Origin of the sequence: Streptomyces sp. NPDC005402, from assembly GCF_040606575.1 — a bacterium.
Lineage (GTDB): Bacteria > Actinomycetota > Actinomycetes > Streptomycetales > Streptomycetaceae > Streptomyces.
This window is the reverse complement of record NZ_JBEXFB010000007.1, coordinates 150,233-167,984: the sequence shown is the minus strand read 5'-3', so window position 1 is coordinate 167,984 and position 17,752 is coordinate 150,233. Positions and strand designations below refer to the sequence as shown.

At 69.4% G+C, this 17,752-nt stretch carries 20 protein-coding genes and 1 tRNA gene; 7 read left to right on the top strand and 14 right to left on the bottom strand.

The window, feature by feature from the left end; genetic code table 11:
• Positions 1-9: 9 nt before the first annotated feature.
• The gene (locus ABZT02_RS15910; protein WP_356018285.1) at positions 10-798 is read left to right on the top strand and encodes a hypothetical protein; all 789 of its coding nucleotides are present in this window, start codon (positions 10-12) and stop codon (positions 796-798) included.
• Here the strand turns inward: ABZT02_RS15910 and ABZT02_RS15905 are convergent.
• The gene (locus ABZT02_RS15905; RefSeq protein WP_356018283.1) at positions 788-1,246 is read right to left on the bottom strand and encodes an N-acetyltransferase; all 459 of its coding nucleotides are present in this window, start codon (positions 1,244-1,246) and stop codon (positions 788-790) included. The genes ABZT02_RS15910 and ABZT02_RS15905 overlap by 11 nt on opposite strands.
• Before the next feature lie 273 nt (positions 1,247-1,519).
• On the opposite strand from ABZT02_RS15905, the gene ABZT02_RS15900 reads away from it, so the two are divergent.
• Positions 1,520-2,287 carry a response regulator transcription factor gene (locus tag ABZT02_RS15900; protein WP_356018281.1) on the top strand — a complete coding sequence of 256 codons (768 nt, stop codon included), beginning with the start codon at positions 1,520-1,522 and terminating at the stop codon, positions 2,285-2,287.
• On the opposite strand, the gene ABZT02_RS15895 is transcribed toward ABZT02_RS15900, so the two are convergent.
• A complete protein-coding gene (locus ABZT02_RS15895) occupies positions 2,246-2,743 on the bottom strand; it encodes a MarR family transcriptional regulator (protein WP_356018279.1) in 498 nt (165 codons plus the stop codon). The genes ABZT02_RS15900 and ABZT02_RS15895 overlap by 42 nt on opposite strands.
• 89 nt (positions 2,744-2,832) lie before the next feature.
• Here ABZT02_RS15895 and ABZT02_RS15890 point away from each other — a divergent pair, with 89 nt between their 5' ends.
• The 3 genes from ABZT02_RS15890 (at position 2,833) to ABZT02_RS15880 (ending at position 4,218) form a co-directional block, all read left to right on the top strand.
• Positions 2,833-3,627, top strand: coding sequence for a trans-aconitate 2-methyltransferase (locus tag ABZT02_RS15890; protein ID WP_356018277.1), 795 nt, complete (start codon positions 2,833-2,835; stop codon positions 3,625-3,627).
• A complete protein-coding gene (locus ABZT02_RS15885) occupies positions 3,627-3,980 on the top strand; it encodes a VOC family protein (RefSeq protein ID WP_356018275.1) in 354 nt (117 codons plus the stop codon). The genes ABZT02_RS15890 and ABZT02_RS15885 overlap by 1 nt, the downstream gene beginning before the upstream one ends.
• 64 nt (positions 3,981-4,044) lie before the next feature.
• A complete protein-coding gene (locus tag ABZT02_RS15880; RefSeq protein WP_352388323.1) occupies positions 4,045-4,218 on the top strand; it encodes a CsbD family protein in 174 nt (57 codons plus the stop codon).
• A 69-nt stretch (positions 4,219-4,287) separates the two neighbouring features.
• Here the strand turns inward: ABZT02_RS15880 and ABZT02_RS15875 are convergent, their stop codons facing one another.
• From ABZT02_RS15875 to ABZT02_RS15860, 4 genes are read right to left on the bottom strand one after another with little or no spacing between them, the layout of a single operon-like run.
• Positions 4,288-4,584: a hypothetical protein gene (locus ABZT02_RS15875; RefSeq protein ID WP_356018272.1), complete on the bottom strand. Its 297-nt coding sequence runs from the start codon at positions 4,582-4,584 to the stop codon at positions 4,288-4,290.
• Positions 4,585-4,613: 29 nt separating this feature from the next.
• On the bottom strand, positions 4,614-4,883 hold the full coding sequence (locus tag ABZT02_RS15870; RefSeq protein ID WP_356018269.1) for a hypothetical protein: 270 nt from the start codon (positions 4,881-4,883) through the stop codon (positions 4,614-4,616).
• A gap of 22 nt (positions 4,884-4,905) precedes the next feature.
• Complete coding sequence (locus ABZT02_RS15865) at positions 4,906-5,586, bottom strand: TetR/AcrR family transcriptional regulator (protein WP_356018267.1); 681 nt, start codon at positions 5,584-5,586, stop codon at positions 4,906-4,908.
• Positions 5,583-6,593, bottom strand: coding sequence for a fatty acid desaturase (locus ABZT02_RS15860; protein ID WP_356018265.1), 1,011 nt, complete (start codon positions 6,591-6,593; stop codon positions 5,583-5,585). The genes ABZT02_RS15865 and ABZT02_RS15860 overlap by 4 nt, the downstream gene beginning before the upstream one ends.
• Before the next feature lie 308 nt (positions 6,594-6,901).
• Between ABZT02_RS15860 and ppc the strand changes: the two genes are divergently transcribed.
• A complete protein-coding gene (gene ppc, locus ABZT02_RS15855) occupies positions 6,902-9,643 on the top strand; it encodes a phosphoenolpyruvate carboxylase (RefSeq protein WP_356018263.1) in 2,742 nt (913 codons plus the stop codon).
• 68 nt (positions 9,644-9,711) lie between these two features.
• Here ppc and ABZT02_RS15850 read toward each other — a convergent pair whose 3' ends face one another.
• The 8 genes from ABZT02_RS15850 to ABZT02_RS15815 all read right to left on the bottom strand — a co-directional run bounded on the left by ABZT02_RS15850 (position 9,712) and on the right by ABZT02_RS15815 (position 16,267).
• Positions 9,712-10,413 carry an LPXTG cell wall anchor domain-containing protein gene (locus ABZT02_RS15850; protein ID WP_356018261.1) on the bottom strand — a complete coding sequence of 234 codons (702 nt, stop codon included), beginning with the start codon at positions 10,411-10,413 and terminating at the stop codon, positions 9,712-9,714.
• A gap of 137 nt (positions 10,414-10,550) precedes the next feature.
• Entirely contained in the window at positions 10,551-11,066 is a 516-nt protein-coding gene (locus ABZT02_RS15845; RefSeq protein ID WP_356018259.1) for a hypothetical protein, read from the bottom strand.
• A 52-nt stretch (positions 11,067-11,118) separates the two neighbouring features.
• Positions 11,119-11,721 carry an aminoacyl-tRNA hydrolase gene (gene pth, locus ABZT02_RS15840; RefSeq protein WP_356018256.1) on the bottom strand — a complete coding sequence of 201 codons (603 nt, stop codon included), beginning with the start codon at positions 11,719-11,721 and terminating at the stop codon, positions 11,119-11,121.
• Positions 11,722-11,844: 123 nt separating this feature from the next.
• Complete coding sequence (locus tag ABZT02_RS15835; protein WP_356018254.1) at positions 11,845-12,438, bottom strand: 50S ribosomal protein L25/general stress protein Ctc; 594 nt, start codon at positions 12,436-12,438, stop codon at positions 11,845-11,847.
• Between the two features lie 204 nt (positions 12,439-12,642).
• Positions 12,643-13,623: a ribose-phosphate diphosphokinase gene (locus tag ABZT02_RS15830; protein WP_356018252.1), complete on the bottom strand. Its 981-nt coding sequence runs from the start codon at positions 13,621-13,623 to the stop codon at positions 12,643-12,645.
• Positions 13,624-13,756: 133 nt separating this feature from the next.
• The gene (gene glmU, locus ABZT02_RS15825) at positions 13,757-15,205 is read right to left on the bottom strand and encodes a bifunctional UDP-N-acetylglucosamine diphosphorylase/glucosamine-1-phosphate N-acetyltransferase GlmU (RefSeq protein ID WP_356018250.1); all 1,449 of its coding nucleotides are present in this window, start codon (positions 15,203-15,205) and stop codon (positions 13,757-13,759) included.
• A 112-nt stretch (positions 15,206-15,317) separates the two neighbouring features.
• Positions 15,318-15,392, bottom strand: a tRNA-Gln gene (locus tag ABZT02_RS15820).
• 14 nt (positions 15,393-15,406) lie between these two features.
• The gene (locus ABZT02_RS15815) at positions 15,407-16,267 is read right to left on the bottom strand and encodes a hypothetical protein (RefSeq protein ID WP_356018248.1); all 861 of its coding nucleotides are present in this window, start codon (positions 16,265-16,267) and stop codon (positions 15,407-15,409) included.
• 167 nt (positions 16,268-16,434) lie between these two features.
• On the opposite strand from ABZT02_RS15815, the gene ABZT02_RS15810 reads away from it, so the two are divergent.
• Positions 16,435-17,742, top strand: a complete 1,308-nt coding sequence (locus tag ABZT02_RS15810; RefSeq protein WP_356018244.1) for a histidine kinase — start codon at positions 16,435-16,437, stop codon at positions 17,740-17,742.
• The last annotated feature ends 10 nt before the right edge of the window (positions 17,743-17,752 follow it).

The window sequence follows — 17,752 nt, the reverse complement described above, 5'->3', positions numbered from 1 at the left end:
CGTCGGAGCGTGAGTCGAGGGCGCCTTCGCATCCTGTCGGCGATCGGCATCGGCTGCTACGCGCTCGCCGCGATCGTCGGCTTCTTCGTCCTGGCGGACCACCGGGGCCACGGACTCCTGGTGCCCCTGTGGATCGCGCACGGCGTGCTCCTCGCCGTGCTGCTGACCAAGCTGTGCGCCGACCAGACGGGCCTGTCCGCGGCCCTGCTGGTGGTGGGGGCGTCCCTGGCGGCCGTGTACATCGCCGACCTGGCCCGCGACGACCTCACCCTGGAGCGGCGGGGCGAACGGATCACCGCCACCGTCGTACGGGACTGGCCCGCCCCGGACCGGGGGCGGGAGGCCGACACCTACGACTACGCCCTCGCCCGCCGCGACGGCACCAGGCTCCCGGGCCCGTCCCTGCAGGCCGCATCGGGCAGCTTCGCCGTCGGGCAGACCGTCACCGTGCTCGCCGACCCCGAGGGCGTCCTGCGTCCCCGGCTCCCGGGCGACGCGGACGCGACCGGTGACGTCCTGGGCGTGGGGGCGTGCGCGCTGATCGCGCTCGGCCTCGTCGCGGCCACGGGCCGCCGGGGTGCGACCGTCGCCCGCCGGCGGGAGGAGCGGGCCAGGGTGGAGGAACAGGAGCACACGCTCCGCGAGGCACTGCGCACGGCCTCGGCCGACGACCACGGCATCGTCGAGGTCCACCCCGCCCACTATCCCGACGTCCCGCACCGCCGCGCGGCCGGCATCGCCGGGGAACTGGGTCTGGAACCGGCGGACGAACCGGGCTCGTGGCGCTTCAGGCGGTGAGCCGCTTGGTGAGCGTGTACTCCGTGATCCCCGGCGGATAGTCCGGGATCACGCACACCACCTCGTAGCCGTGCTTCCGGTAGAACTCCGGCGCTTGGAAGTCCCAGGTCTCCAGCCGGGCTGCGGTGCAGCCCCGCCCGCGCCGGGCCAGGCGCTCCGCCCGTGCGAGCAACTGCGAACCCAGGCCCGCCCCGCGATGCCGTCCGTCGACCCACAGATAGGTCACGTGCAGCCAGCTCGTCCAGGTGTGGCCGACCAGTCCGCCCGCCAGGGCGCCGGAGTCGTCCAACGCCCAGACCTGGAGGGGAAGTTCCCGTTCACCTGGAGTTCCGCGCAGCGCGCGCAGGACGGGGGAGGCCGCCGTGTTGGCGTCCAGCAGCCGTTTACGGAGCAGATCTTGCCGGGCTTTGTCGACTTCTGTCTCCAGACGAAACATGCGGCTCACCATAAACGCACCGGACAGCCAGTTCTGCAAATAACCTTCCGCTCCTGCCCCCCGGCCGTACCCTGATGAACAGCACCGGTGGGGGCCGGTGCTGATCAGGGGGCGAGACAGTCGGGTACGGCGCCCGAAGTGGGGGTAGCAGTTCTAGCGCGGCGGCGGCCGTGCGGCCATCGTGCTTCGGGCGTCGTACCCGCGGCGGTGTCGTCTCCCGAGTCGTCCTCAGACGAAGACGATGGGGTATCCCCTGCTCTTCGAGAGCTTGGGGAAGGGGGTTTCGTGGTTCGTATCCGAGTCCTGGTCGTCGACGACCATCGCATCTTCGCCGAGTCGCTCGCCGCCGCGCTGGCGGCCGAGCCCGACGTGGAGGTCTCCGCGGCCGGCAGCGGTCCCGCCGCGCTGCGCAGTCTGGAGCGCGCGGCCGCCGAGGGCCGCCGTTTCGACGTGCTGCTCGTCGACGCGGATCTGGGCGGCAACGTCCAGGGCATCAGGCCCGCCATGTCCGTGCAGGACGGCAGCGAGGACGGTCTCGTCGACGGCATATCGCTGGTCGTCGGGGTCCGTACCGCGCAGCCGGCGGTCCGGATCATCGTGCTCGCCGAGAAGGACGATCCGCGCCGTGCCGCGCTCGCCCTGCAGGCCGGCGCCTCGGGCTGGGTCGCCAAGGACTGCTCGCTGTCCCGGCTGCTCACCGTCATCCGAGGGGTGCTGCGCGACGAGACCCATCTGCCGCCCGCCCTGCTCACCGGCGTGCTGCGGGAGCTCACCGCGGCCCGCAAGCACCGCACCGAGAGCGAGCGGCTGGTGGAGTCCCTCACCCCGCGCGAGCGGGAGGTGCTGCGCTGCATGGTGGCCGGGCTCGGCCGCAAGGCGGTCGCGGAGAGACTGTTCCTGTCCCCGCACACCGTGCGCACCCACATGCAGAACGTCCTCGGCAAGCTGGGCGTCCACTCCACCCTGGCGGCCGTCGCCCTGGCGCGGCGCGCGGGCGTGGGGCCGGTCGACCTAGCCGGGGATGTTGTCGAACGGGGCGGTCAACTGGCGTAGCAGCCCGGCCAGTTCCCCGCGCTGGGCACGGGAGAGCTCGGCGAGGATCGCGCGTTCCTGTTCCAGCAGACCGGCGAGGGCCTGGTCTGCGCGGTCCTTGCCGTCCTCCGTGAGCCGGACCAGCACCCCACGCCGGTCGCTCGGGTCGGGCAGCCGCTCCACCAGGCCCTTCTTGGTCAGCCGGTCGATGCGGTTGGTCATGGTGCCCGAGGTGACCAGGGTCTGCGTCAGCAGCTGCCCCGGCGAGAGCTGATACGGCGTCCCCGCGCGCCTGAGCGCGGTCAGCACGTCGAACTCCCAGGGCTCCAGAGCGTGCTCCGCGAAGGCCAGCCGGCGTGCCCGGTCCAGGTGCCGGGCCAGTCTGCTCACCCGGCTGAGCACCTCGAGCGGTTCCACGTCGAGGTCAGGGCGCTCCCGGCGCCACGCAGCGACCAGCCGATCGACCTCGTCCTCCATGACGATCAGTGTAGTGGTTGTGTCGACGTGAAGTCTCTTGATGTGAAGCCTCTTGACATCAAGATAAATCTGCGGGGACAGTAAGTCCCATGACGACTTGGGACCCCGCTCAGTACCTCCGCCACGCCGACCACCGCGCCCGCCCCTTCACCGACCTCCTCGCCCGCGTCCCGGACCTGCCCGGCGAGCAGCCCCTGATCGCCGACCTGGGCTGCGGCCCCGGCAACGTGACGGCACTGCTCGCCGCACGCTGGCCCACGGCCCGGATCACCGGCTACGACAACTCCGTCGAGATGCTCGACAAGGCACAGGTCGAGTACGCCGGCCCCACGCCCGGCGGCGGCCGGCTCGACTTCGCCCACGCCGACGTCCGCACCTGGGCGCCCGCACAGCCGTACGACCTCATCGTCAGCAACGCCACGCTGCAGTGGGTGCCGGGGCACGTGGAGCGGTTCGCCGACTGGATCGCCGGGCTCGTCCCGGGCGGCACCTTCGCCTTCCAGGTGCCCGGCAACTTCGACTCCCCGAGCCACCGGCTGATGCGCGAGCTGGCCGAGTCCATGGGCCTCGCAAAGACCCTGCGCCACGACGACGCCGTCCTCGCGCCCGAGGCCTATCTCGCCGAGCTGGCCGACCTGGGGTGCGAGGTGGACGCGTGGGAGACGACGTACGTGCACCTGCTCCAGGGCGAGGACCCGGTCCTGGACTGGGTGAAGGGGACCGGTCTGCGCCCGGTCCTGGCCGCGCTCGCCGACGACCCCAAGGCCCGGACGGAGTTCCTGGGCGCCTACCGCGCGGCCCTGCGCGAGGCGTACCCGGCGGGTCCGCACGGCACGCCGTTCCCGTTCCGACGCATCTTCGCGGTGGCCCGGAGGACCGGCTGATGCTCGCGGCCGTCGACCATGTGCAGCTCGCCGCGCCCCCCGGCTCGGAGGACCTGCTGCGGTCGTACTACGTCGACGTCCTCGGCATGACCGAGATCCCCAAGCCTTTGGTGCTCGCGGCCCGGGGCGGGTGCTGGTTCCGGGCGGGGGCCGTGGAGCTGCACCTGGGGATCGAGGCGGGCTTCAGACCGTCGCAGAAGGCTCACCCGGGGCTCAGGGTCACGGACATCTCGGCGTACGCCGACCGGCTGGCAGCGCTCGGCGCCACGGTCCTGTGGGACGAGGGACTGCCGGGGCGGCGGAGGTTCTACTCGTACGACCCCGTGGGCAACCGGCTGGAGTTCCTTGTTTGACTGAGGCCGTCCGGGTCACCCGCAGTGATGACAACGGACTCTGCAAGCGCTGGGAGTGAGTACGGTGGCGGAAGACCAGAAGGCCAAGGCCAAGAAGGAACAGGTCAAGGGCAAGGCCAAGGAGGCCGTGGGCCGTGCGGTCGGCAACGAGCGCATGGAGGCCGAGGGCCGGGCGGGGCAGTCCAAGGGCGACGCACGCCAGGCCAAGGAGAAGGCCAAGGACACTTTCAAGCACTGACGCCCACGCGACGCAGCGGCCCGTGCACCCCTGGGTGCACGGGCCGCCGTCGTACGTGCCGGTGACGGGTCAGCGCCACTCGGCCGGGATGTGCTTCACCTGCTCCAGGATGTCCCAGTCCTTCGGGCGGAGGCTCGGCGAATCCCAGCAGGCGCCCTGGCCGACCCAGTAGCCACGCAGGTTGCGCAGGCCCATCACGCTGACGTCGCTCATGCTGGGCTCATTGCCGCAGCACGGGCAGATGGCGCCCTCATTGGGCCAGCCCGCTTCCCAGAAGGGCTCCACACCGTCGTCGTAGCCGCAGACGCGGCAGACGGTTTCCCACTCCGGGCCGGGTGGCGCCGGGAGTTCCTGTCCGGACGGCACAGGGCCGATCTCCTTCCGGTCGGGAGGGCTCAGCGCCATTCCGCCGGGACGGCGGACAGCTGCCGCAGGACGTCCCAGCCCGCGGGGCGGTTCTTCGGTACGTCCCAGGGAGCGCCTTGGGCCACCCAGTGGCCCCGGTTCTCACGGACCTTGGACAGCTGGTCGTCGCCGAGACCCGACTCGATGCCGCAGCAGTCGCAGATCACGTACTGCGGCACGCCGTGGCGGTCCCACAGGAGCGAGCCGTCGTCGCGGCCGCACACCCGGCAGACCGTCTCCGACAGGTCCTTCGCCTGCACCTGGCTGGTCTCCGTTCCGTGCCTAGCTCTTCCGTCGTCCTATCAGACGCGGCTTCGCCTCCAGCCCGTCCAGGCCGTGCCAGGCGAGGTTCACCAGATGCGCCGCCACCTCCGCCTTCTTCGGGCGGCGCACGTCCAGCCACCACTGGCCGGTCAGGGCGACCATGCCGACCAGGGCCTGGGCGTACAGCGGGGCCAGCTTGGCATCGAAGCCGCGCCTCTTGAACTCGCGGCCCAGGATGTCCTCCACCTGGGTCGCGATGTCCGAGATGAGGGAGGCGAAGGACCCGGTGGACTGGGGGATGGGGGAGTCGCGGACCAGGATGCGGAAGCCGTCCGTGTACTCCTCGATGTAGTCGAGGAGGGCGAACGCCGCCTGTTCGCACAGTTCGCGGGGGTGACCGGCGGTGAGGGAACTCGTCACCATGTCCAGCAGGCGCCGCATCTCACGGTCCACCACCACCGCGTACAGGCCCTCCTTGCCGCCGAAGTGCTCGTACACCACCGGCTTGGAGACGCCCGCCTTCGCCGCGATCTCCTCCACCGACGTGGCCTCGAAGCCCTTCGTGGCGAACAGCGTGCGACCGATCTCCAGAAGCTGCGCGCGGCGCTCGGCCCCCGTCATCCGGGTGCGCCGGACACGCCGCGGCTTCGCTTCGTCGCTCGGGGTACTGCTGGAGTCGGTCGCCACGGCGTCCATCATGCCGCCTCGGCAGCCGCCTTCTTGCTCCGGGAGCCGTCCTCGTCCGTGTTCCGGCGTGAATCGATACGCGAGCGTGACGGCCAGCGCACGTCGTACGCCCAGCCGAGCATCTCGAACCAGCGGATGAACCGCGCCGAGGAGTCCAGCTGGCCCCGCATCACCCCGTGCCGCGCCGAAGTCGGGTCGGCGTGGTGCAGGTTGTGCCAGGACTCACCGCAGGACAGCACGGCCAGCCACCACACGTTGCCCGAGCGGTCCCGGGACTTGAAGGGCCGCTTGCCGACCGCGTGGCAGATCGAGTTGATCGACCAGGTGACGTGGTGCAGCAGGCAGACCCGGACCAGGGAGCCCCAGAAGAAACCGGTGAACGCGCCCCACCAGGACATCGTCACCAGACCGCCGATCACGGCGGGCAGGGCCAGCGAGAGCATCGTCCAGTAGATGAAGTGGCGGGAGATCGCCCGGATCGCCGGGTCCTTGACCAGATCCGGCGCGTACTTCTCCTGCGGAGTCTGCTCCTCGTCGAACATCCAGGCGATGTGGGCCCACCACAGGCCCTTGATCAGTGCCGGGACCGTCTCCCCGAACCGCCACGGCGAGTGGGGGTCGCCCTCGGCGTCGGAGAACTTGTGGTGTCTGCGGTGGTCGGCCACCCACCGCACCAGCGGCCCCTCGACCGCCAGCGATCCCATGATCGCCAGCGCGATACGCAGGGGCCGTTTGGCCTTGAAGGAGCCGTGCGTGAAGTAGCGGTGGAAGCCGATCGTGATGCCGTGACAGCCGAGGTAGTAGAAGAAGACGAGAAGACCCAGATCGAGCCAGCTCACACCCCAGCCCCAGGCCAGCGGCACCGCCGCGAGCAGAGCCAGGAACGGAACGATGATGAACAGGAGCAGCGTGATCTGTTCCAGCGAGCGTTTCTGCTCACCACCCAGCGTCGCGGAGGGCGGTGTCGCGCCGTCGTTCGCCTTCGGGGCGTCTGCGATCACATCGGAGCGCGTGGTCATGGGCGTCCCCTGTGGGGTTTCGAGGGTTTGAGACGAGGTGCCGGGCTACGGGAATCCTTCCCGGGTTCCATGACGACGGTCCCTACGGTTCCGTAACCTACGGCGTCGTAAGTATGGCAGCGCGGCGCCCCGCAGCAAGAGCCCGAGAGTCTGCGCGTCCGCATGGACACCTATCCTTGGAGTCGGTCGGACAGCGCGGTCCGCTCTGATTGTTTCCCGGATGGCCCGGCCGTATGCGGCGGCTGCCGCATGACCGCCCTCCGGGTTCCCCTGCCGGACGAGCTTCAACACTGCAAGGAGCCGCACCTGTGAGCAGTGCCGACGACCTGACTACGAGCGCCACGTCGACCAGTACCGAGCTGCGCGCCGACATCCGCCGGCTGGGCGACCTCCTGGGCGAGACCCTCGTCCGCCAGGAGGGCCCCGAGCTGCTGGAACTCGTCGAGAAGGTGCGCCGCCTCACCCGCGAGGACGGCGAGGCCGCCGCCGAACTGCTGCGCGGCATCGAACTGGAGACCGCCGCCAAGCTGGTGCGCGCCTTCTCCACCTACTTCCACCTCGCCAACGTCACCGAGCAGGTGCACCGCGGCCGCGAGCTGCGGGCCCGGCGCGCCGCCGAGGGCGGTCTCCTCGCCCGTACGGCCGACCGCCTCAAGGACGCCGACCCCGAGCACCTGCGCCAGACCGTCGCCAACCTCAACGTCCGCCCGGTCTTCACCGCCCACCCGACCGAGGCCGCCCGCCGCTCGGTGCTGAACAAGCTCCGCCGGATCGCGGCCCTCCTGGAGACCCCGGTCATAGAGACCGACCGGCGCCGCTACGACACCCGTCTGGCCGAGAACATCGACCTCGTCTGGCAGACCGACGAACTCCGGGTCGTGCGCCCCGAACCCGCCGACGAGGCCCGCAACGCCATCTACTACCTCGACGAGCTGCACGCCGGCGCGGTCGGCGACGTCCTGGAGGACCTGACGGCGGAACTGGAGCGCGTCGGCGTCAAGATCCCCGACGCCACCCGCCCCCTCACCTTCGGCACCTGGATCGGCGGCGACCGCGACGGCAACCCCAACGTCACCCCCCAGGTCACCTGGGACGTCCTGATCCTCCAGCACGAGCACGGCATCAACGACGCGCTGGAACTCATCGACGAGCTGCGCGGCTTCCTGTCGAACTCCATCCGCTACACCGGCGCCACCGAGGAACTCCTGGAGTCCCTGCGGGCCGACCTGGAGCGCCTGCCGGAGATCAGCCCCCGCTACAAGCGCCTCAACGCCGAGGAACCGTACCGCCTCAAGGCCACCTGCATCCGGCAGAAGCTGGAGAACACCAAGACCCGGCTGGCCAAGGGCATCCCGCACGAGGACGGCCGCGACTACCTCGGCACCGGCGAACTCCTGCACGACCTGACCCTGATCCAGACCTCGCTCAGGGAACACCGCGGCGGGCTCTTCGCCGACGGCCGGATGGACCGCACCATCCGCACCCTGTCCGCCTTCGGCCTCCAGCTCGCCACCATGGACGTCCGCGAGCACGCCGACGCCCACCACCACGCCCTCGGCCAGCTCTTCGACCGGCTCGGCGAGGAATCCTGGCGGTACGCGGACATGCCCCGCGAGTACCGGGCCAAGCTGCTCGCGAAGGAACTGCGCTCCCGCAGGCCCCTCGCGCCCACCCCGGCTCCGGTCGACGCGGCCGGCGAGAAGACCCTCGGTGTCTTCCAGACCGTGAAGCGGGCCCTGGAGGTCTTCGGACCCGAGGTCATCGAGTCGTACATCATCTCCATGTGCCAGGGCGCCGACGACGTCTTCGCGGCCGCCGTCCTCGCCCGCGAGGCCGGTCTGCTCGACCTGCACGCCGGCTGGGCCAGGATCGGCATCGTGCCGCTCCTGGAGACCACCGACGAGCTCAAGGCCGCCGACACCATCCTGGAGGACATGCTCTCCGACCCCTCCTACCGGCGCCTGGTCGCGCTGCGCGGGGACGTCCAGGAGGTCATGCTCGGCTACTCCGACTCCTCCAAGTTCGGCGGCATCACCACCAGCCAGTGGGAGATCCACCGGGCGCAGCGCCGCCTGCGTGACGTCGCCCACCGCTACGGCGTACGCCTGCGCCTGTTCCACGGCCGCGGCGGCACCGTCGGCCGCGGCGGCGGCCCCTCCCACGACGCGATCCTCGCCCAGCCCTGGGGCACCCTGGAGGGCGAGATCAAGGTCACCGAGCAGGGCGAGGTCATCTCCGACAAGTACCTCGTGCCGTCCCTGGCCCGGGAGAACCTGGAACTCACGGTCGCCGCCACCCTCCAGGCGTCCGCCCTGCACACCGCGCCCCGCCAGTCCGACGAGGCCCTGGCCCGCTGGGACGCGGCCATGGACGTGGTGTCGGACGCCGCGCACACCGCCTACCGCAAGCTCGTCGAGGACCCGGACCTGCCGACGTACTTCCTCGCGTCGACACCGGTGGACCAGCTGGCCGACCTGCACCTCGGCTCACGGCCCTCCCGCCGCCCCGGCTCGGGCGTCTCCCTCGACGGACTGCGGGCCATCCCCTGGGTGTTCGGCTGGACCCAGTCCCGGCAGATCGTGCCCGGCTGGTTCGGCGTCGGCTCCGGCCTGAAGGCCCTGCGCGAGGCCGGCCTGGACACCGTCCTCGACGAGATGCACGAGCAGTGGCACTTCTTCCGGAACTTCATCTCAAACGTCGAGATGACGCTCGCGAAGACCGACCTGCGCATCGCCCGCCACTACGTCGAGACCCTCGTCCCCGCCGAGCTCCAGCACGTCTTCGCCGACATCGAGGCCGAGCACGAGCTCACCGTCCGCGAGGTCCTGCGGGTCACCGGCGAGGCCGAACTCCTCGACGCCACCCCGGTCCTCAAGCAGACCTTCGCCATCCGCGACGCCTACCTGGACCCGATCTCCTACCTCCAGGTGACCCTGCTCAAGCGCCAGCGCGACGCGGCCGCCGCCGGTGAACAGCCCGACCCGCTGCTCTCCCGTGCCCTGCTGCTGACGGTCAACGGCGTGGCCGCGGGCCTGCGCAACACCGGCTGAGCCTGCCGTGCAAAGAGCGGTGCCCCCGGGCCTTCGAGGCTCGGGGGCACCGCTCTTTCGCTGCTGCGTCAGGCCCGGCGCCGCCTGACCACCAGGTAACCGCCCGCCGCCGTCAGCGCGGCGGCGAGACCCGCGAGCAGCCCGACGGGAGCGCTGTTGCCGGTCTCGGCGAGGTCACCGGTCGAGCCCTGCGCGGAGGCGGAGGAAGAGGCCGACGGGGAATCCCCGGCCTCGGCGGACTCGCTGGGCTCGGCGCTCGTCCCGGTGCTGGGCTCGGCGCTGGGGGAGGCGGAATCGCCCGAACCAGGAGTGCCGGAGGGCGACGCCGTCGGCGTGGCCGTCGTACCGCCGCCGCCTTCCTCAGCCGCGCAGTCCGTCCAGAACACCTTGTGCTTGGCGGCGCCCTTCTCCCCGTCGAAGTTCCAGAACAGCTTGTAGTGCCCGTCGGCCAGCGACAGGTCGTCCGTACGGCCGTGGCCGTCCGCGTCCAGCGTGATCTCGCCGGACTTCACGGTCTCGCCCTTGACGTCGGCGGTCGGGGCCCAGGACTCGATGTGCCAGTCGACCTCCTGGGCGGCGTCGAAGCCGAAGGCGTCGAGGTAGAAGGTGCAGACGTGCGGCTCGTTCTTGCGGAGCTCTTCGCCGGTGGTGGAGTCGTGGATCTTCACGGTTCCGTTGTCACCCGGAGGGGTGGCGTGGGCGACCGGGGCGACCAGGAAGGCCGCCGAAGCGACGGCGGACAGGACGCCGAAGCGGGTGAGGATACGCATGGGGCAGTAATCCATCTTCGAGAGTGAAACGGGAAGATGTGGAGGGGGCGGCTCAGCATCCAGCCGCGACTGACCTCTGGTCAATCACGAACAGACAACACTCACTTTCTCCACAGAAGCGGAGACCGCGAAAGCCGTCAGATAGTCACGAAAGCCGCCGTGAGCAGCCCGATCCCCGACCCCGCCAGCACCCACGCGAGCCCGGTCCTGCGCAACCCGCCCGCCACGACCACCGACGCGAGCAGCAGCGCCCCGCCCATCGGCACCCAGGAGTAGAGCACGCCGGCCGGCCCGGACCGTACGACGTCATCGCTGCCGGGCTTCACGACCACCGAGTAGGTCCGGCCCTTCTCCACCGCCACCGACCTCTCGATGACGACCCGGTCCCGCGCCTCGGACCCGTGCGACAACGGCGTGTACGGACCGCTGCACACGTCCTGCGCACACCGGGCCACCTCGACCGTGCCGCGCTCCCGCCCCTTCGTCAGCATCACGTACTGCGCGCTGCCCCAGGACGCCCACACCCCCGCGACCAGGATCAGCACCGCCACCACCCCCATCGACGCGAGCCGACCGAACCGCAGCGCGGCGACCGAGGCCCGGCGGGAAGCTCGACGGGACGGGACGGCTGTGGCAGGCATGGCCGGGATCATTGGCCATGGCCCTGCGCGGGGTCAACTCCGGCCGGGCGGGCCGACGGACAAGTCAGGAGTTGTACGTGCTTTGCGCCCGCTCCAGACCCTCGATCACCAGAGCCTCCACCGCGTCGGCCGCACGGTCCACGAAGTAGTCGAGCTCCTTGCGCTCGCTCGACGAGAAGTCCTTCAGCACGAAGTCCGCGACCTGCATACGGCCCGGAGGACGCCCGATCCCGAACCGCACCCGGTGGTACTCCGCCCCGAACGCCTTCGTCATCGACTTCAGCCCGTTGTGCCCGTTGTCCCCACCGCCCAGCTTCAGCCGCAACACGCCGTAGTCGATGTCCAGCTCGTCATGGACCGCCACGATGTTGGCGACCGGCACCTTGTAGAAGTCCTTGAGCGCGTTCACCGGACCGCCGGACAGATTCATGAACGACATCGGCTTCGCCAGCACCACCCGCCGGTTCGCCGGCCCCGGCGGCCCGATCCGCCCCTCCACGACCTGCGCCTGCGCCTTCCCGGCCCGCTTGAACCGGCCCCCGACCCGCTCGGCCAGCAGATCGGCCACCATGAAGCCCACATTGTGCCGGTTGCGTTCGTACTCGGGCCCGGGATTGCCGAGGCCGACGATCAGCCAGGGGGCGTTGGCGGGGGTAGTCACGTCCATCTCTCCTCTGCACATGCCGCAGCCGCCGCCCCCTGAACAGGGAGCGGCGGCTGGAGCGTATATCGCCGCCGCGGTGCCGGGCGCCCGGAGGCGACGGCACGACAGCTACGGCCGAACCGTCGGTCAGGCCTCCGCGGCCGCGTCGCCCTCGCCGGCCTCGCCCTCGGACTCCTCGGCCTGCGCGGCCAGGACCTGCAGGACGACCGTGTCCTCCTCGACAGCCAGCTTGGTGCCCTTGGGCAGCGGGATGTCCTTGGCGAGCACGGAGTCGCCGGCCGCCAGACCCTCGATGGAGACGGTGACGGACTCGGGGATGTGCGTGGCCTCGGCCTCGACCGGAAGCGCGTTCAGCACGTGCTCCAGCAGGAAGGCGCCCGGAGCCAGCTCGCCCTCGGTGTGGACGTAGATCTCGACGTTGACCTGCTCGCCGCGCTTGACCAGCTGAAGGTCGACGTGCTCCAGGTAGCCCTTGATCGGGTCACGCTGCACGGACTTCGGGATGGCCAGCTCGTTGGTCTTGCCGTCGATGTCCAGGGAGATCAGGACGTTCGACGTACGCAGCGCGAGCAGCAGCTCGTGGCCCGGGAGGGTCAGGTGGATCGGGTCGGAACCGCGACCGTACAGAACACCGGGAACCTTGTTGTCACGGCGGATACGGCGGGCCGCACCCTTGCCGAACTCGGAACGGGTCTCAGCGACGATCTTTACCTCGGACATACGGATCACTCCTCGTAGAACAGCGACGGACGTGGTCACCCGGCCACGAACGGCCTGCTACGAAGAGCGCGTCGATAACGGACCGCCGACACCTGCGCCAACAGGTACGGCCTCCCTCGCCGAGCAACTGGGGCAGTCTACTCGGCGGGGAAGGCCGTAGAAAAATCGATCATGCAGAAGCGTTTTTACAGCTCCCCGTTCGACTCACTGCTCGTCGAACAGACTCGTCACCGAGCCGTCCTCGAACACCTCACGCACCGCGCTCGCGATCGTCGGCGCAATCGACAGAACCGTCAACTTGTCCAAGTCCCGGCCCAGCTCACCCGGCGTCGGCAGCGTGTTCGTGAACACGAACTCGCTCACCCGGGAGTTCTTCAACCGGTCCGCAGCCGGACCGGACAGCACACCATGCGTCGCCGTCACGATGACGTCCTCCGCACCGTGCGCGAACAACGCGTCCGCGGCCGCGCAAATCGTGCCACCCGTGTCGATCATGTCGTCCACCAGGACACACACACGACCCTTGACCTCACCCACGACCTCGTGGACGGTCACCTGGTTCGCCACATCCTTGTCACGCCGCTTGTGCACGATCGCCAGCGGCGCGCCCAGCCGGTCACACCAACGGTCCGCGACCCGCACCCGGCCCGCGTCCGGAGACACCACCGTCAGCTTGCTCCGGTCGAGCTTCCCCTTCACATAGTCCGCCAACAGCGGAAGCGCGAAGAGATGATCCACCGGACCGTCGAAAAAGCCCTGAATCTGATCGGTGTGCAGATCCACGGTCAGGATCCGATCCGCACCCGCCGTCTTCATCAGATCCGCGATCAACCGCGCCGAAATCGGTTCACGGCCACGATGCTTCTTGTCCTGCCGCGCGTAACCGTAGAACGGCACGATCACCGTGATGGAGCGGGCCGACGCCCGCTTCAACGCATCGATCATGATCAACTGCTCCATGATCCACTGGTTGATCGGAGCCGTATGGCTCTGAATCACGAAGCAGTCCGCGCCACGCGCCGACTCCTGATAGCGGACGTAGATCTCGCCGTTCGCGAAGTCGAAGGCCTTCGTCGGGACAACCCCGACACCCAACTGCTGGGCGACCTCCTCGGCAAGCTCGGGGTGGGCGCGGCCGGAGAAGAACATCATCTTCTTCTCCCCGGTCGTCTTGAACCCGGTCACAGCACTGTCTCCTCAGAGGTGTCACAGCTGGGTGCCGACCGACCGCGCCGCTGGGCGCGACGGGCCGTCTCAGCTGGTGGGGTGCGGGTGTGCACTTATCACGGTACGACGACTTCGGCGCACCTGTTTCCGGTCAGCCCTCACTCGCGCCCTCCCGGGAAGCCGCCTCAGCAGCCTTCGCCGCCGCACTCCCCGGACGCTTCCGGGCCACCCAACCCTCGATATTCCGCTGCTGGCCACGGGCCACGGCCAACGAACCGGGCGGCACATCCTTCGTGATCACCGACCCCGCGGCGGTGTACGCACCATCCCCGACCGTGACAGGCGCCACAAACATGTTGTCCGAACCCGTACGGCAATGCGACCCGACCGTCGTGTGGTGCTTGTCCTTACCGTCATAGTTCACGAACACACTCGCGGCACCGATGTTCGTGTACTCACCGATCGTCGCGTCCCCGACATAGGAGAGATGCGGAACCTTCGTCCCCTCCCCGATGGAAGCGTTCTTCGTCTCCACGAACGTCCCGATCTTGCCCTTCACACCCAACCGGGTACCGGGACGCAAATAGGCGAACGGCCCCACACTCGCGCCGGCGCCGATATGGGAGCTGTAGGAGACGGTGTTGTCCACCCGGGCACCCGCGTCGACCACGGTGTCCGTCAGCCGGCAGTTCGGACCCACCTCGGCGCCCTCCCCGATGTACGTGGCACCGTGCAACTGCGTACCCGGGTGCACGACCGAGTCCTGACCAAAGGACACGGTCACATCCACCCACGTGGTCGCCGGATCGATCACCGTCACCCCCGAGAGCATGGCGGCGGTCAGCAACCGGTCATTGAGAATCCGCCGCGCCTCCGAGAGCTGCACCCGGTTGTTGATCCCGGCGATCTCCCGGTGATCCGCCGCCACACAAGCACCCACCCGGTGCCCGGCCTCGCGAAGAATCCCGAGAACGTCCGTCAGGTACTCCTCACCCTGCGAGTTGTCCGTCCGCACCTTGCCCAACGCATCCGCGAGCAACTGCCCGTCGAACGCGAACACCCCCGAGTTGATCTCCCGGATCGCCCGCTGCACCTCAGAGGCGTCCTTGTGCTCGACGATCTCGGTCACAGCACCGGACGCCTCATCCCGCACGATCCGCCCGTACCCCGTCGCGTCCGGCACCTCGGCACTCAGCACGGTGACCGCGTTGCCGTCCGCGGAGTGCGTGGCCGCAAGCGCGTTGAGGGTCTCGCCGGTCAGCAGGGGAGTGTCCCCGCAGACGACCACGACGGTCCCGTCCACGCGCCCACCCAGCTCCTCCAACGCCATCCGCACGGCATGCCCGGTGCCGTTCTGCTGCGCCTGCACGGCCGTTCGTACGTCCGCGTCGGTGTCGGCGAGATGCGCGGTGACCTTCTCCCGGGCGTGCCCCACGACCACGACGAGGTTCTCGGGGTCCAACTCACGGGCGGCGGCGAGCACATGGCCCACGAGACTGCGACCGCACAGCTCGTGCAGGACCTTCGGTGTGGCCGACTTCATACGGGTGCCCTCACCCGCTGCGAGAACGACGACGGCTGCCGGGCGAATGGCGCTCACGGGATGCCCTTCGGCTGTGGAGGGGGTGGGGTGACATCCGCAGGATACCGGGGCGCTTCTTGGCGGACATGAGAGCGGGCCCTGACAGTGCTGTCAGGGCCCGAACAGAGCGTGGCTCCCCCGCCAGGACTCGAACCTGAAATACATCATCCAAAGTGACGTGTGTTGCCGATTACACCACGGGGGATTATGGGACGCAGCCTACGCGGTTCGCCGCTCGGCCTCCACCACCATGCCAGACCACCAGCCCTCGATGCGACGGTACAAGTCGGCCCCCTGCAGGACTCTGACTGCCAGGCAACCCCGGTAGGAGTCGCCGACGTTCTTCCGCACAGTCTTCGGGTTGTGCTTCTTCAGGGTCGTCTTGTAAAAAGCGGAGCGGTCGGCGCCGACGACGTTGGCCCAGTACTCTTCGGCGGCTGAGGCGTCCGCGCTCTCATGGATCATGACGGCGTACCGCATGCGCTCGCGCTCAACTCCGAGAAGGTCCAGCCAGGCCAGGTAGACCTTGATCATCCCGGGGTCGCTGTTGACGAAGATTACGCTTTCGCGGCGGTCGTACGGCTTGTCCTTGCTCCCCTCTGCCCAGTAGAGGCCGACACCCAAGAAGAACAACTCGCGGTCGGACATTGTGCCGATTTCTGCAGCGGCCACCCCCTTGGTCTGTTGGCGCTCCTTGTCCCGCCTCGCGCCCTCGTGCTCCCACCGCTTGCGTGCCGCCAGCTGTGCCTGTTCCGTCGAATCTCGCCGCTCCGGCTTCGGCAGATCACGTACCCACAGTGAGATCGAACTCTTCGAGCACCCCAGTTCCACCTGGATCTGGTCATAGGTCCAGCCCTGGAGGCGGAGTTCCCTCGCCCTGTCCCGTAGGTCGTCCTTCGCGTTCGGTCGCTTCGTCCATTCCGGGGGCGGCTCGCCCTCCAGGAGGCGGTTGAGGAGGTCGTTGTTGTCGATGTGCAGTCGGTCGCGGATCTGTCGTCGGCTGAGCCCGTCCTGCCGCAGGGCGACCGCCCGCTCCCGAAGCCCCTCGAAGTCCGCGTACTTGCGCTGTGGATGTGCCATAGGCATACCGTCCAGGCGGAATCCGATCTTCCGGCCTCGAACGGTGAGCGATTCAGCAGTTCGAGGGATAACGGGTGGTTTCGTGGTCGATCGGTCACTCAATGTGGTGTAGGCCAGTCGTCGAAATGCACCGGAAAACCTGCGGGCGCCGAACGTAGGCTGGAGGCATGACCACGACGGGGGAAGACACCACCGCGGCTCAGACAGGGCCGTGGTGGTGGGCAAGGTGGCGCAGTGCGGTGCTGGACGTGGGCCTGGCGTCGGCGTCCGCGGTGGAGTGTGCGTTCGAGGGGATCCGGTTCGCGGAGGACGCGGGGATCCCGATGGCCGCGGGGATCGTGTTCGGTGTGCTGGCGGGGTCGGTGCTGGTCGTCCGGCGCAAATGGCCGATCGCCGTCGTGCTCGTGAGCATCGCGATCACGCCGGCCCAGATGGGCTACCTCATGGGCATCGTCGGTCTGTACACGCTCGCCGCGTCCGAGCTGCCGCGGCGGATCATCGGCTCGCTGGCGGGGATGTCCCTCGTCGGGATGCTGATCGTGATGTTCGTGCGGGTGCGGCAGGACATGGCGCGCGGCGAGCTGGACCTGGGGGACTGGTTCGTGCCCTTCGCGTCGATCACGACCGCGATCGGGATGACCGCGCCGCCGCTGCTGCTCGGGCTGTATGTGGGGGCCAGGCGTCGGCTCATGGAGAGTCTGCGGGAGCGGGCCGACGATCTGGAGCGGGAGCTTCAGTTGCTCGCTGAGCGGGCCGAGGAGCGGGCGGAGTGGGCGCGGGGGGAGGAGCGGACCCGTATCGCTCGCGAGATGCATGACGTCGTGGCGCACCGGGTGAGCCTGATGGTGGTGCATGCGGCCGCGTTGCAGGCGGTGGCCCGGAAGGATCCTGAGAAGGCCGTGAAGAACGCGGCGCTGGTGGGGGACATGGGCCGGCAGGCGCTCACCGAGCTGCGGGAGATGCTCGGGGTGCTGCGCAGTGGGGATGGTTTCGGGCGGCAGGAGCGGGCGGCGGTTCCGCTGGTCGCGGTGGGGGTGGCGGCGGCCGCGGCGGCCTCGCGGGTCGTGGCGGAGGCCGATGGGCCTTGTCTGGATGATCTGGAGACGTTGATCGGGCAGTCGGCCGCGGCTGGGATGGCGGTGGATCTGTCGGTGGAGGGTGAGGTGCGGTCGTATGCCGCGCAGATCGAGCAGACGGCGTTCCGGGTGGTGCAGGAGGCGTTGACGAACGTTCACAAGCATGCGGCGGGTGCGAAGACGCACGTACGGCTGGCGCATCGGATGTCGGAGATCGCGATGCAGGTGGAGAACGAACCGCCGCCGGAGGTGCCGTCGCTCGCGTCGGCCCGGCTGCCGTCGGGGGGCAACGGTCTGGTGGGGATGAAGGAGCGGGTTTCCGCGCTGGGCGGGGTGTTTGTGTCGGGGCCGACGGACGCGGGGGGTTTCCGGGTGTCGGCGGTGATTCCGGCGGCGTAGGGCGCCGGGT